The 13,653-nt window shown below is 74.4% G+C and carries 14 protein-coding genes; 8 read left to right on the plus strand and 6 right to left on the minus strand.

Translation table 11 applies throughout. From position 1 onward, the window contains the following. Positions 1-49 precede the first annotated feature (49 nt). Together cydD and cydC are read left to right on the plus strand one after the other, a co-directional pair. Complete coding sequence (cydD, locus tag IR212_RS11935) at positions 50-1,738, plus strand: thiol reductant ABC exporter subunit CydD (protein WP_194396121.1); 1,689 nt, start codon at positions 50-52, stop codon at positions 1,736-1,738. After that, a complete protein-coding gene (gene cydC / locus IR212_RS11940) occupies positions 1,735-3,525 on the plus strand; it encodes a thiol reductant ABC exporter subunit CydC (protein ID WP_194396122.1) in 1,791 nt (596 codons plus the stop codon). The genes cydD and cydC overlap by 4 nt, the downstream gene beginning before the upstream one ends. Here cydC and IR212_RS11945 read toward each other — a convergent pair. The 6 genes from IR212_RS11945 to IR212_RS11970 form a co-directional block, all read right to left on the minus strand. Then, entirely contained in the window at positions 3,491-5,026 is a 1,536-nt protein-coding gene (locus IR212_RS11945) for an SDR family oxidoreductase (protein ID WP_194396123.1), read from the minus strand. The genes cydC and IR212_RS11945 overlap by 35 nt on opposite strands. 65 nt (positions 5,027-5,091) lie before the next feature. Beyond that, positions 5,092-5,703, minus strand: coding sequence for a GNAT family N-acetyltransferase (locus IR212_RS11950; RefSeq protein WP_194396124.1), 612 nt, complete (start codon positions 5,701-5,703; stop codon positions 5,092-5,094). 9 nt (positions 5,704-5,712) lie between these two features. Continuing rightward, positions 5,713-6,792 (minus strand): ABC transporter ATP-binding protein, encoded by a 1,080-nt coding sequence (locus IR212_RS11955; RefSeq protein ID WP_228479292.1) that lies wholly within the window; start codon positions 6,790-6,792, stop codon positions 5,713-5,715. After that, on the minus strand, positions 6,789-7,619 hold the full coding sequence (locus IR212_RS11960) for an ABC transporter permease (protein WP_420488600.1): 831 nt from the start codon (positions 7,617-7,619) through the stop codon (positions 6,789-6,791). The genes IR212_RS11955 and IR212_RS11960 overlap by 4 nt, the downstream gene beginning before the upstream one ends. Continuing rightward, the gene (gene modA / locus IR212_RS11965; protein WP_194396125.1) at positions 7,616-8,413 is read right to left on the minus strand and encodes a molybdate ABC transporter substrate-binding protein; all 798 of its coding nucleotides are present in this window, start codon (positions 8,411-8,413) and stop codon (positions 7,616-7,618) included. Before modA ends, IR212_RS11960 begins: the two co-directional genes overlap by 4 nt. Before the next feature lies 1 nt (position 8,414). Further along, a complete protein-coding gene (locus IR212_RS11970; RefSeq protein ID WP_194396126.1) occupies positions 8,415-8,807 on the minus strand; it encodes a TOBE domain-containing protein in 393 nt (130 codons plus the stop codon). Positions 8,808-8,984: 177 nt separating this feature from the next. Between IR212_RS11970 and IR212_RS11975 the strand changes: the two genes are divergently transcribed. The 6 genes from IR212_RS11975 (at position 8,985) to moaC (ending at position 13,651) form a co-directional block, all read left to right on the plus strand. Further along, positions 8,985-9,146, plus strand: a complete 162-nt coding sequence (locus IR212_RS11975; protein ID WP_194396127.1) for a hypothetical protein — start codon at positions 8,985-8,987, stop codon at positions 9,144-9,146. A 92-nt stretch (positions 9,147-9,238) separates the two neighbouring features. Next, positions 9,239-9,487 carry a hypothetical protein gene (locus IR212_RS11980; protein ID WP_194396128.1) on the plus strand — a complete coding sequence of 83 codons (249 nt, stop codon included), beginning with the start codon at positions 9,239-9,241 and terminating at the stop codon, positions 9,485-9,487. Positions 9,488-9,502: 15 nt separating this feature from the next. Then, positions 9,503-10,702: an NAD(P)/FAD-dependent oxidoreductase gene (locus IR212_RS11985; RefSeq protein WP_194396129.1), complete on the plus strand. Its 1,200-nt coding sequence runs from the start codon at positions 9,503-9,505 to the stop codon at positions 10,700-10,702. A gap of 47 nt (positions 10,703-10,749) precedes the next feature. Next, entirely contained in the window at positions 10,750-11,934 is a 1,185-nt protein-coding gene (locus tag IR212_RS11990; RefSeq protein ID WP_194396130.1) for a ThiF family adenylyltransferase, read from the plus strand. Further along, positions 11,931-13,160 carry a molybdopterin molybdotransferase MoeA gene (locus tag IR212_RS11995; RefSeq protein WP_194396131.1) on the plus strand — a complete coding sequence of 410 codons (1,230 nt, stop codon included), beginning with the start codon at positions 11,931-11,933 and terminating at the stop codon, positions 13,158-13,160. The genes IR212_RS11990 and IR212_RS11995 overlap by 4 nt, the downstream gene beginning before the upstream one ends. After that, on the plus strand, positions 13,157-13,651 hold the full coding sequence (gene moaC / locus IR212_RS12000; RefSeq protein WP_194396132.1) for a cyclic pyranopterin monophosphate synthase MoaC: 495 nt from the start codon (positions 13,157-13,159) through the stop codon (positions 13,649-13,651). The genes IR212_RS11995 and moaC overlap by 4 nt, the downstream gene beginning before the upstream one ends. Positions 13,652-13,653: the final 2 nt, after the last annotated feature.

Genomic DNA, 13,653 nt, shown 5'->3' on the forward strand with positions numbered 1-13,653 from the left:
GTGCGCCCCTCGAAGCACGGTGGAGCGGGATCGGTAGGGTCGAAGCGCAATGAGTGAGACGGATGCCCCGCGTCGCGCCGGCGGCAAGCCCGTCGACCCGCGGCTGCTGAGGTACGCGCGCGCCTCACGGTGGTTCTTCGCCGCCGTCGCCGCGATCGCCCTCTGCCAGACAGCCGTGATCGTCGCGTTCGCCTGGCTTCTCACCCGCGCGGTGACGGCGGCGATCGACGGGATGCCTCCGGCCGCCCTCGCCCCCACCCTCAGCGCGCTCGCGGCCGTCGTCGTGGCGCGCGCGCTGCTGCTGTGGGCACGCGAGTCCGTCGCCGCGCGGGCGGCGGCGCGCGTGCAGACGCAGCTGCGGACGGCCGTGGTCGAGGCGGTCGGGGTGCTCGGAGCGGAATGGCTGGCGACGCGCAACTCGGCGGCCCTCGCGGTGATCGCCGGACGCGGGCTGGACGCGCTCGAGGCCTACTTCGGCCGCTATCTGCCGCAACTCGTGCAGACCGTCGTCGCGACGCCCTTGATCATCGCGGCGATGTGGTGGGCGGACTGGATCTCGGGGCTCACGGTGCTCCTGACCCTCCCCCTCATCCCGGTCTTCATGGTTCTCATCGGCCTCGCGACGCGCAGCGTGCAGCAGCGGCAGTGGCGCACCCTCCAGCGCCTCGCGGTGCGCTTCGCGGACACCGTGCAAGGTCTCGCGACCCTCAAGGTGTTCGGGCGGCAGCACCGCGCCGCGGCATCCGTCCAGCGCGTCACCGACGACTACCGCCGCGAGACCATGCGGGTGCTGCGGGTGTCGTTCCTGTCGGGCTTCGCGCTGGAGTTCCTGGCCTCGATTTCGGTGGCCATCGTCGCGGTCTCGATCGGCTTCCGCCTCATCGACGGCGCCCTCACCCTCGCCCTGGGCCTCTTCGTGCTGCTGCTGGCGCCGGAGGCCTACCTGCCGCTGCGCCAGGTGGGTGTCCAGTTCCACGCCGCCGCCGAGGGCGTCGCCGCCACCGACGACGTCTTCGACGTGCTCGACGCAGCGCGCACCACGCGGGCGGTGCGTGAACCGGTCTCATCCACCCCGGCCGCAGTCCCACCCGCGACCGACGCTTCCCCCGTCCTCCGCCTCGCGGGCGTGCGCGTGCGGCGCGGAGAGCGGATGCTGCCGCCCGTCGATCTCGTCGCCGCTGCGGGATCCGTCACCCTGATCGAGGGCCCGAGCGGCGCCGGCAAGTCGAGCCTGCTCGCCGCCCTCCGCGGCGTCGCCGCGTTCGACGGCGAGGCGACGTGGCGGGGCACGGACCTCCGGACGCTCGCATCGTCGGAGTGGCTGGCGTGGGCAGGGCAGCGTCCCGGCCTTCTGGCCGGGACGATCGGCGACAACGTGGCGCTCGGCGACGACACCCCCGACGCGGCCGTCGTCCGCCGCGCCCTCGACCTCGCCTGCGCCGGCGCGCTGGATCCGGCGTCCGAGCTGGGCGTGCAGGGCGCAGGACTCTCGGGAGGCCAGGCGCAGCGGGTGGCCGTCGCCCGGGCGTTCTACCGCCACCTGCGCGGCGCCGCACCGGTGATCGCGCTCGACGAGCCGAGCGCGGCGCTGGATCCCGACACCGAGGAGCGGCTGTGGCGCGGCCTGCGCCGACTCGCCGACGACGGGGCGACGGTGCTGCTGGTGTCCCACCGCACGTCGGCTCGAGGGATCGCGGACGCCGTGGTGCGGCTCGAGCCGAGCGAGGTGCCCGCATGACCACCGCCGGCGCGGTGCTGCGGGGCGCGATGCCGCCGGCGCGGCGGTTCTGGTGGACCCTCGCGGCGGGCTTCGCGTCGGAGGCATCCGCCGTCGCGCTGCTCGCCGTCAGCGCGTGGCTCATCGTGCGGGCGAGTGAGCAGCCGCCCGTGCTGTACCTGTCGTTCGCCGTCGTGGGTGTGCGATTCTTCGCCATCTCCCGTGCCGTGTTCCGCTATCTGGAGCGACTCACCGGGCATGACGCGGCGCTGGGTCAGCTGTCGTCGACGCGCGCGGACCTGGTGCGGCGCCTCGTGCCCCTGGCCCCCGACGGGCTCACCCGGACGCGGCGCGGCTCCGTCCTCGGCGCGCTCGTCGACGACGTGGACGAGCTCCAGGATCTGCCGCTGCGGGTGGTGCAGCCACTGGTGTCGTCGATGCTCGTCGCGCTGGGCGCGGTCGTGCTCGTCGCCCTCGTGTGGTGGCCGGCCGCGCTGACCCTGCTGGCCTGCCTCGCGTCGGCCGGCGCCGTCGCCACGCTGTGGGGCTGGGCGGCCGGTGCCCGCGCCGAGCGCACGATCGCCCCGCTGCGGGCAGACCTCGCCGACGCCATACTCGACCACCTGTCGAGCCTGGACGTGCTCGCGGCGTACGGAGCGGAGCAGCGCAGCCGTGCCCGCATCGCGCGCGCCGACGCCGCGCTGCGCCGCGCGGTCGTGCGGCGCGCCGGCGCCCAGGCCGGCACGGGAGCGCTCGTGTCGCTGCTGGCCGGCGCCGCGTCGATCGCCGCCGTGCTCGTGACGGCGCCGGCGGCGGCATCCGGAGCACTCGACGGCCCGTCGCTCGCGGTGGCCGTCCTCGTCCCCCTGGCGGTCTTCGAGGTGTTCGGCGCCGTCGCGCTGGCATCGGCGGCGTGGCGCCAGGTGCGGGCGGCCGCGGGCCGCATCGCGGACGCGCTCCCGACCGCGCCGCCCGAGCTCGCCCCGGAGTCGGTCGCCCCCACCGGTCGCGCACCGGAGCTGCGAGGAGGCCTGCGCCTGCGCGGCGCGAGCGTCCGCTGGCCCGGCGCGACGCGGGCCGCCCTCGAGGACGTGGAGCTGGACATCCGGCCGGGAGAACGGATCCTCGTGCTCGGGTCGAGCGGCGCGGGCAAGAGCACGCTCGCGCACGCCCTGGTGCGGTTCCTCGAGACCGACGGCGGCTACGAGATCGGCGGGGAATCGGTGCACGACCTGTCGCCGGACGACGTTCGGCTCACCGTCGGCCTGTGCGAGCAGCATCCGATGCTCTTCGACGAGGACATCCGCCAGAATCTGCTCTTCGCCCGCGACACCGCGACCGACGCGGAGCTCGAGGCGGTGCTCGAGCGCGTGGGACTCGGACCATGGCTGCGCGAGCGGGGCGGGCTCGGCGCGCGCGTCGGCGAGCGCGGCGCGCTGGTGTCGGGCGGCCAGGCGCAGCGCATCGCGCTGGCCCGCGCCCTGCTGCGCGGTTTCCCGGTGCTGGTGCTCGACGAGCCGACGGCGGGCGTCGACCCCGAGGCCTCCGATCGGCTGCTCGTGGACCTGCTGACGGCGGTGGGCGAGGATCAGTCCCTCGTGCTCATCTCGCACGTCGCCGTCCCCGAGGGGCTCGTGGACCGGGTGATCCGCATCGACGAAGGGCGTCTCGGCGAGCCGTCTCACATCGAGTCGATGCCTTTCGACCCAATCGACGCGTCCCGCACGCGCGGAACACCCCGCCTCGGTCGAAACGACGCGACGGGGCCCCCGGTCACGCGCTCGGGAGGGACTCGGCCGTCGCCGTGATGCGCCGCGCCATCCCGGCGAAGATGAAGCCGTGGAACGGCAGGACCGCCAGCCAGTAGAGGCGTCCCGCGAGCCCGCGCGGGAAGAACACCGCGCGCTGGTCGTACCGCGACCCACCCTCGTCGGCCGACGCGCGCAGCTCGAGCCAGGCCAGGCCCGGGACCTTCATCTCGGCCCGGAGGCGCAGCATCCGTCCCGGCTCCAGCGCCTCGACACGCCAGAAGTCCAGCGCATCGCCCACGGCCAGGCGGTCCCGGCTGCGACGACCCCGGGCCAGCCCGATCCCGCCGACGAGGCGATCCATCCAGCCGCGGATCGCCCACAGCACCGGTGAGGAGTACCAGCCGTTCTCGCCGCCGATCCCGACGATCACGCGCCACAGCGCGTCTGGCGACGCCGAGGTGTGCGTGGAGCGCACGTCGGTGAAGACGACGCGGCCCGCCCAGTCCGGGTCGTTGGGCAGCGGGTCGCTCGGCGCGCCCATCACCTCGGAGTCCTGCCAGCTCGTCTCGATGGCGTCGGCCTCCACGCGGCGCAGCGCCAGCCGCACCGCGGTGCGGTACGGCATGAGTCCGTCTGCCGGCGGCGGGATGAGCGCATCGACGTCGTGGTCCTTCATGATGCACTCGTTCTGCAGAGACTCCACGAGCGGCCGCGCGATGGAGCGCGGGATCGGGGTGACGAGGTTGACCCAGTGCGACGCGAGGCGCGGGGTCAGCACCGGGAGGGCGGCGATCGGGCGCTGCCGCAGGCCCGCCTCGACGGCGTAGCCGTTCATCATCTGGCCGTAGCGCAGCACGTCGGGGCCGCCGATGTCGACGGCCCGGTTCACGTCCGCGGGCACGCGCGCCGCCCCGAGAAGATAGTGCAGCACGTCCCGCACGGCGATCGGCTGGATGCGGTTGCGCACCCACTTCGGCGCGGGCATGTACGGCAGCACCTCGGTGAGGTGGCGCACCATCTCGAACGAGGCCGAGCCCGACCCGATGACGACGCCCGCCTGCAGCACCAGCGTGGGCACACCGCTGTCGAGGAACATCCGGCCGACCTCGACACGCGATCGCAGGTGCGGCGAGAGGGGGACGCCCTCGGGATGCAGTCCCCCGAGGTACACGATCCGTCCGACGTGCGCCTTCGCCGCCGCCCGCGCGACCGTCTCCGCGGCGCGGCGGTCGGCGTCGCGGAAGTCCTTTCCGCCCGACATCGAGTGGACGAGGTAGTAGAGCACGTCGACGTCTCGCACGGCGTCGGCGACGGATGCCTCGTCCGTGGCGTCGCCGCGGACCACCTCGACGCGATCGCCCCACGGGAAGGCGGCAGCCCGCACCGGGTCGCGCACCAGCACGCGTACGTCGTAGCCCGCGGCGAGCAGTCGCGGCACGAGGCGGCCGCCGATGTAGCCTGTCGCGCCCAGCACGAGGGCGCGGGGCGGCGAGCCGTCGGCGCGCGCGGCGGCCGCGAGCGCCGGCTCACGGCCGGTGGGCGCCGAGACATCCTCCACACCGGCAGGCTACGCTCCCCTGCCGGCCGCTCGCGCGTCTTGACGGCGGGCCCTCGGCGGCGTAGTCAGAGCCGCTTGGCGAAGACGCGGACGCCCTCAGGGGACGGGAGCGCGTCGAACCCGACACGCGGGTAGAACGCGACCGCGCCGACGTTGTCGGCGGACGCGACGAGGTGCAGCCCCGGGACGCCTGCCTCGCGCAGCGCCCGCTCGAGGGTCTCGATGAGCTGTCGGCCGAGCCCCTGACCCTGGGCTTCGGGGAGCAGGTCGATGTGCAGGTGCGCGGGGTGCTCGTCGCCGAACGGCTGGCTCCCGCCGCGGCGGGCGTACGCGTAGCGCACGATCCCGTCCTGGCGTGAGACGCTGACCGGTTGCGGATCCCCCTCCGGTCGCGGCCAGCGCGCAGCGTGCCGGGGCCACCAGTCCGTGGCGAACCACTGCTCGAACGCGGCGGAATCCGGCGCCCCCACGACGTAGCCGACGACGCGGCCGTCGTCCGCCTCGACCACGAACGCGAACTCCGGATGACGGGCGACGTACGGCAGCACGAAGATCTCGGCCCACAGATCGTCGTCCTCGAGGAGACCGGTCGCGTCGCCGCCGGCATCCGCCGTCTTCAGACACACCTCGGCCAGCGCGGGTTCGTCGCCGGCGCGGAAGGGACGGATGCGGCTCATCGGCCGAGTCTAGGAGACCCGGCCGGCCACAAGGTCGACGAAGCGGACGTCGTCGGGGTGCACGCGCAGCGTCACCGTGTCGCCGACGCCGAGCCCCGTGGCGTGCTCGGCGACGACGTCCACCGCGACATCGGGCTCGGCGGTGCGCACCCGCACACCGGCGGGCGTCTGCTCGAGCCGGACGACGCGCGCCGCCCACTCCCCCGGTCTCGCGGGCGGCCCCGCCACGATGCGCACGCCGCCCGGCCGGAACACCGCCGCCGTCGCCGTCGATGCGCCAGACGCGCCGGGCCGCGGCAGCGTGAGGCCGGCGGCGCGCCAGGTGGCGGCATCCGTCGTCCCCACCACGCGGTTCCAGCCGCCCACCGCCGCCACGAACCGGGTCGCCGGATCCGCAAGCACCTCGCGCACCGGCCCGGCCTGCGTCACGCGCCCTCCTTCGAGCACGACCAAGCCCCCGGCGAGCGCGACGGCGTCCACCGCGTCGTGCGTCGCGACCACGGCGGTGGTGCGCGTGCGGGCGAGCTCGTGATGCAGGAGCGCCCGCACATCGCCGGCGGTCTCGGTGTCGAGCGAGGTCAGCGGCTCGTCGAGCAGGAGCGCCGCCGGCGCAGTGGCGAGGGCGCGGGCCAGCGCCACCCGCTGCTGCTGACCTCCGGAGAGCTGTGCGGGACGCCGGTCGCCGACGCCGTCCAGCCCGACGCGCCGCAGCCAGTCCGCCGCGGTGCGCGACGCGGCGTCCTTGCCCGCGCCGTGGACGCGGAGCCCGAACGCGATGTTGTCGCGCGCGCTCAGGTGAGGGAACAGGCGCGGGTCCTGGCCGAGCAGCACCACGCCCCGCCCGGCCGGCGGCGTGCGGCGACCGGGCCCGTCGTCCAGCGTGCGTGGCCCGAGCGACACGTGTCCTTCGTCGAAGGGGGCCAGCCCTGCCACGACACGCAGGAGCGTGGACTTGCCGGCGCCGCTGGGGCCCATGAGCGCCACCACGCCTCCCGCCGGGACCTGCAGCGCCGCGTCCAGGACGAAAGCACCGCGCCGCACCGCCACACGCGCCGACAGGCCGGCCGCTGCGTCCGAGGACCTGCTCACCGCGGCGCCTCCGCCCGCCACGCCCGCACGAGCAGCAGCACGCCGATCGCGGTCACCAGCAGCAGGAGCGAGAGGGCCACCGCCGTGCCTTGGGAGACGCCGGCGCCGTTGAACGCCGTGTAGATCGCCAGCGGCATCGTCTGCGTGACCCCCGGGGCATTGCCCGCGAACAGCGCCGTCGCGCCGAACTCCCCGATCGCGCGGGCGAAGCACAGCACGATGCCTGCGACGAGACCGGGGGCCGCGAGGGGAAGCGTGATGCGCGCGAGGATGGTCCAGCGTCCGGCCCCGAGCCCAGCGGCAGCCTCCTCGAAACCTGTCCCCGTCGCCCGCAGCGACCCCTCCAGCGCGAGCACCAGGAAAGGCAGGGCGACGAAGGTCTGCGCGAGCACGACGGCGGTCGTGGTGAACGGGATCCCGATGCCCCACTCCGCCAGCAGCCCGCCCAGCCAGCTGGTCCGCCCGAAGAGGAACAGCATCGCCACGCCCCCGACCATCGGAGGCAGCACCAGGGGAATGGTCACGAGGGCCCGGAGCACCGCCGCGGTGCGCACCGTGCTGCGGGCGATGAGCAGTGCGAGCGGCACGCCGAGCACCACGCACGCGGCGGTCGCGACGGCTCCGGTCCCCAGCGACAGGCCCAGCGCCGAGAGCGCCTGGGGCGACGTGACGTCGCTCCACAGCGTCGACCATTCCACCCGGAGCACGAGGGCGCCGAGCGGCAGCACCAGCAGCGCGAGCCCCACGGCCGCCGGCACCGCGAGCACGCGGGGGACGAAGCCGACGCGCTGGGTGTCCACGCGGCCCGCGGGCCGTTCGACGGTCACGGCGCCCCGAAGCCGAGCGCGACGAGCACCGACCGTCCCTCCGGGCCGCGCACGAGGCCGACGAAGGCCTCCGCCGCCGGCATGTTGCCGGACTCGGCGAGCGCCGCGATCGGGTAGCGGTTCACCACCCGGTCGGCTCCGGTCACCGGTATCGCCTCGACGGCCGCCGTCGTGGCGGCATCCGTCACGTACACGAGGCCGGCGTCCGCCTCACCGGCCCCCACCTTCGCGAGCACGGCGGCGACGTTCTGCTCGTAGCTGTCGACGCTCGCCGTGACTCCCGCGCCGGCGAGCAGGGTGGCAGACGCCGCGCCGCACGGCACCTCGGGTGCGCAGAGCACCACGGTCACGTCGGGTTCGGCGAGATCGTCGAGGCTCTCCACGCCCGCACCGCCTCGCGCCGGGACCACCAGGACCAGGGTGTTCGTCGCGAAGACCACGGGGGCGTCGGCGAGACCCTCGTCGACGACCCTGCGCATGGTGCCCTCATCGGCCGCGGCGAAGACGTCGACGGGCGCGCCCTCGATGATCTGGGTCGCCAGCGTGGAGGAGCCGTCGTAGGTGATCGGGCGGACGTCGACGGACGGATGCCGCTCCTCGAAGACCGTCGCCAGCTCGTCGAACGCCGCGCTGAGCGAGGCCGCGGCGAAGACGGTGAGGCTTCCGGACAGCCTCGACCCGGGATCGGCGCCGCCGCCACGCGGGTCGCCCGCTACCGCGGGCGCGCAGCCGGCGAGGCCGAGCGCGAGGGCTGCGACGCCGGCGGTCACGCCGAGGAGGATCGGACGGCGCACGTCAGGCTTTCGGCGTCTCGACGATCACCGTGGTCGCCTTCACGACCGCGACCGCAAGGGATCCCGGCTCGAGGCCGAGCTCGCGGACCGCTTCGGACGACATGAGGGAGACGACGCGGTGCGGACCGGACTGGATGTCGACCTGGGCCATGACCCCGTCGATCTGGACGCGCGTGACGAGCCCGGTGAAGCGGTTGCGGGCGCTGGAGAGCACGTCGGCGGGATCGTGCGGGGATTCGGCGAGTGCGACGGCATGCGCCGCGAGGGCGTCGCCGGGGATGGCGAGGGGAGATGCGCCGGTCGTCGGCAGGACTCCGGCATCCACCCATCGCCGGACGGTGTCGTCGCTCACGCCGAGCAGACGCGCGGCTTCGGCGATCCTGAACGCGCTCACCCATTCACGGTACACCGCACGCGCGGAATATTCCGGCCATCGATCTCCGCAGATGCGGGAGAAACCCGGGAAGCACGGTGCACCGTCACCGAGGGAGGAGGCGGCCGACGGTTGTCAACCGGGGTCCCCCCGCTCGCCCGCAGGCGTACCGTGCTGCCACGACGGAAGGAGCGGGCGATGGACCCGGACACTCACGCGGCGAAGGCAGACGACGAAGGCACCCCGAAGCCCGGCGGACTCGGACAGGACGGGACGATCCCCGCTGAACCCGACGGCGTCGCCGCCGGCCACACCGGCGAGCCGTCGACGTTCGAGCCGGAAGAGGACGAGCAGGCGTGACGCGGCTCGGCGCACGCCCGGCATCATGAGGGCCGAGCACCGCCAGCACAAGCCCCCTCTCGCGATCCGGCGCCGGGCCTAGCCTCGACGCCATGGACATCACAGAGGTGGCATGGAACGAGCCCGCGAGGGCGAAGATCCTCCAGGACGCCGACCGGGTGCTGCGCGAAGCGGTGCTCGAGGTCGCCCGCAGCGACGGCGACGTCTCGTCCGATGCGGCGTTCGCGCGCGTGAACGCCCTGCTCAAGGACCGCTTCATCGACTACGAACCGGGGCCCGACCTGCGCACCTACGCCGACGCGATCGCGAACGGCGAGTTCCGCACCGGCGAACCCGGCTGACACGAGGAGCCCAGCATGTCGGACCAGCAGACGCACCACCAGGTGCTCGTGATCGGCGGCGGCAACGGCGGCATCTCGGTCGCCGCGCGGCTGCGGCGGCAGGGCGTCAAGGATGTCGCGGTCATCGAGCCGCGCGAGCAGCACCTGTACAAGCCGCTGTTCTCGCACGTGGCCGGAGGCACCGCACCCGCGAGCATCACCGTGCGCCCGCAGCGGGATGTGATCCCGAACGGGGTGCGGTGGATCCAGGATGCCGTCGCCACCGTGCAGCCGACGTCCGACGCCGTCATCCTCGAGAGCGGCGAGCGCCTCACCTACGACCACCTCATCGTCTGCCCCGGCATCCAGCTGGACTGGAACCGGATCCCCGGGCTCGCGGAGGCGATGCAGACGCCGGCGGCGGCATCCCACTACGAGTTCGAGCTCGCGCAGAAGGCGTCGCGGCTGCTCCGGGACGTCACCGGGGGGACGGTCGTCTTCACGCAGCCGGACGGCCCCGCCTCGTGCGCGGGCGCGGCGCAGAAGCCGATGTACCAGGCCTGCGACTACTGGCGGGCGACCGGCGTGCTGGATGCCATCCGCGTGGTGATGGTCGTGCCGACCGAGACCGCGTACCTTCCTCCGTTCGACGAGGAGCTCCAGCGCAAGATCGACGAGTACGGCATCGAGCTGCGCACGCGCAGCGTGCTGCTGCGGGTCGAGCCGGACACGCAGCAGGTGGTGCTCGGCGGGCCGGACGGACCGGAGCACCTCCGGTACGACGTGCTGAACGTGGAGCCGCCACAGTCCGCACCGGACTGGCTCAAAGCCTCGGAGCTCTCGGCGGCGGGATCGTCCGGCGGTTTCGTCGAGGTAGACCCGCAGACGCTGCGTCATCCCCGCTTCCCGAACGTTTGGGCGCTGGGGGATGCCGCCGCCACCACGAACTCGAAGTGCGGCGGCGCTCTGCGCAAGCAGACCTGGGTGCTCGCGAAGAATCTGTCGAGGGTGCTGCGGGACAAGGAGCCCACGTCACGGTACGACGGCTATGCGGTGTGCCCGTTCACCGTCTCCCGATCCACCGTGGTGTGGGCCGAGTTCGACGATGAGGGCAAGCAGAAGCCGACCATCCCCTTCGCCAAGCGGATGTACCGCGAGAGCAGGCTGTCGTGGGTCTTCGACCGGCACGTGCTGCCGTGGGTGTACTGGAACCTCATCCTCACCGGACGGGTCTGACGCCCGGGCCGCGCTCCCCGACGCGCCACCCGGCGTAGCCTGTCGACATGGCCTTTCCCCCGCTGGTCGAGCCGGTCGCCGAGCTCTCGGACGCGGAGCGCACGCGCACCGCACGTCACCGCGTGCTCTCCGGTTTCGGCGATGTCGCGCAGCGCCGTCTCGCCGCCGCCCACGTCGCCGTGGTGGGCGCGGGCGGCCTCGGCTCGCCCGTGGTGCTGGCACTCGCCGCCGCCGGGGTCGGCACCCTCACCGTCATCGACGACGACGTGGTCGAGGCATCCAACCTGCAGCGGCAGCTGATGCACCGCGTGCGCGACGTCGGGGCGGCGAAGGTGGATTCCGCGGTGCGGATCGCCGGCGACCTCTCCCCCACGACGGTCGTCCACCCGCTTCCGGCGCGGCTCACGCCCGACAACGCGCGCGACCTGCTCGCCGGCGCGCACGTCGTGATCGACGGCACCGACACGTTCCAGACGCGCGAGACCGTCGCCGCCGCGTGCGAGGAGCTCGGCGTGCCGCTGGTGTGGGGAGTGGTCCAGGAGTTCCACGCCCAGGCGACGGTGTTCTGGTCGGCGCCACCGGCCGGCGCGGACCCGGTGCGGCTCATCGACCTGTACCCGCCGGACGCCGCGCGCGAGGCGCCGACCTGCGCTCAGGTCGGCGTGCTGGGGGCTCTGTGCCTGCAGGTCGGGTCGATCCTGGCAACCGAGGCCATCAAGCTCATCACCGGCGTCGGAGAGCCGCTGCTCGGCCGCGTGCTCGTGATCGACGCCCTGCGCGCGCGGACCGACGAGGTGCCGCTGCGGGCGGTGGCGTCCGCCGCGCCCGCCGCGGATTCTCCGGTGGTCGTCGCGCCCGGCTCCCCGGCGCGCGACCGCGGCCCCACCGCGTCGCCCGTCCCCGCCACGCCGGCACCCGCCGGCGCGATCCCGCAGCTCACGCCGGCGCAGACCCTCGCGGCGCAGCGGGAGGGTGCCGTCCTCGTCGACGTGCGGGAGCCGTTCGAGACGGCTCACGGCGTGATCCCCGGGTCCGTGCTGCGTCCGCTCGCCGACCTGCTGGCCGAGCCCGCCGGGATCGGCGCGCAGCGCGTGGTCGTCGTGTGCCAGGTGGGGGCGCGCGCGCATCGCGCGGCGGCGGCCCTGCGCGGCGCCGGGGTCGAGGCATCCGTCCTCGCCGGCGGCATCGAGGCGTGGGCGCGCGGGACTGCCGTCCCGGCGGTGCGCGCGTGAGCGGCCTGCGCACCGTCGAGGAGCACCTCTCCGACGTGCTGGCGGCCGCCGACCCGCTCGAGACCGAGCGCGTGCCGCTCGCCGCAGCCGACGGTCGCACGCTTCGCGAGCCGGTGCGAGCGACCATCGACATCCCCGTCTTCGACAACTCGGCCATGGACGGCTTCGCCGTGCGCTTCGCGGAGGTGCGCGACACCGCCGCCGCGCCGGTGACGCTCCGGGTCGTCGCCGACCTGCCCGCCGGCACCGACGCCGATCCCCCGCTCGGGCCCGGCGAGGCGGCGCGCATCATGACGGGATCGCCGGTCCCGGCCGATGCCGACGCGATCGTGCCGTTCGAGGACACGGTGGGCGGGCTGGCCGATTCGCTGGGCGAGGTCACCGTCGTCCGCGGTCCCCGGTCGCCCGGCGTCCACATCCGCCGCGCCGGCGAGGACGCGCGGGTCGGCGACGAGGTGCTCCCCGCCGGCATCCGGCTGGGTCCGCTTCAGGTCGCAGCGGCTGCCGCGGCCGGCGTCGCCGAGGTCGCCGTCTCGCGGCGCCCCCGCGTCGCCGTGATCTCGACCGGCAGCGAGCTCGTCGAACCCGGATCCCCGCTGCGCCGCGGACAGATCCCGGAGTCCAACAGCTTCCTCCTCGCGGCCCTCGCGGCCGAGGCCGGGGCCGAGGTGGTGCGACGTGCCTCGGTGCCGGACGAGGGCGGCGGGCTGGAGGCGGTGCTCGGCGAGGTGACCGGCAGCCGCGCGGACGTCGTCATCTTCTCCGGCGGCGTGAGCGCCGGCGCGTACGAGGTGGTGAAGACCACGCTGGGCGAGCGGATGGCCTTCTCGAAGGTCGCGATGCAGCCGGGCAAGCCGCAGGGCTTCGGCCGCCTGGACTCGGGCACGCTGCTGTTCGGGCTGCCGGGCAACCCTGTCAGCGCCGCCGTGTCGTTCGAGGTCTTCGTACGCCCGGCGCTGCTGCGCCTGCAGGGTCGCACCGGGCTCGGCCGTCCGGTGATCCGGCTTCGGGCGGCGACGGGGTGGCGCACCCCGCCGGCGCGGCGCCAGTACCTTCCCGTGAGGATCGACCGATCACACCCGGAGGCGTGGCGCGCGGTGCCCGCCACGACCGGCGGGTCCCACCTGGCCGGAGGGCTCGGCCGCGCCGAGGCCTACGCGATCGTCCCGGCCGAGACGGAGGCCGTCGCCGCCGGCGATCACGTCGATGTCATGCTGATCTCATGAGCACGCACGAGCAGCCGGCGTTCACGCACCTCGACGCCGCGGGTCATGCCCGCATGGTCGACGTGACGCTGAAGCACCCGACGGTCCGGTCGGCGACGGCCCGGGGGTTCGTGCGCTGCGCACCCCCGGTGGTCGCCGCTCTGCGAGACGGTTCGGTGCCCAAGGGCGACGTGCTCGCGGTCGCCCGCATCTCCGGCATCCAGGCCGCCAAGCGCACCCCCGAGCTGCTCCCCCTCGCCCACGTCATCGGCGTCCACGGCGCGGCTGTGGACCTCGCGATCCACGACGACGGCGTCGCGATCGAGGCGACGGTCCGCACCGCCGACCGCACCGGCGTCGAGATGGAGGCGCTCACCGCTGTCACGGTCGCCGCGCTCGCGATCGTCGACATGGTGAAGGGCCTCGACAAGGCGACGTCGATCCAGGACGTGCGCATCGTCGCGAAGACGGGCGGCAAGAGCGGCGACTGGCATCGGCCGGACGAGCGCTGATC

Origin of the sequence: Microbacterium atlanticum, from assembly GCF_015277815.1 — a bacterium.
GTDB classification, from domain to species: Bacteria; Actinomycetota; Actinomycetes; order Actinomycetales; family Microbacteriaceae; genus Microbacterium; species Microbacterium atlanticum.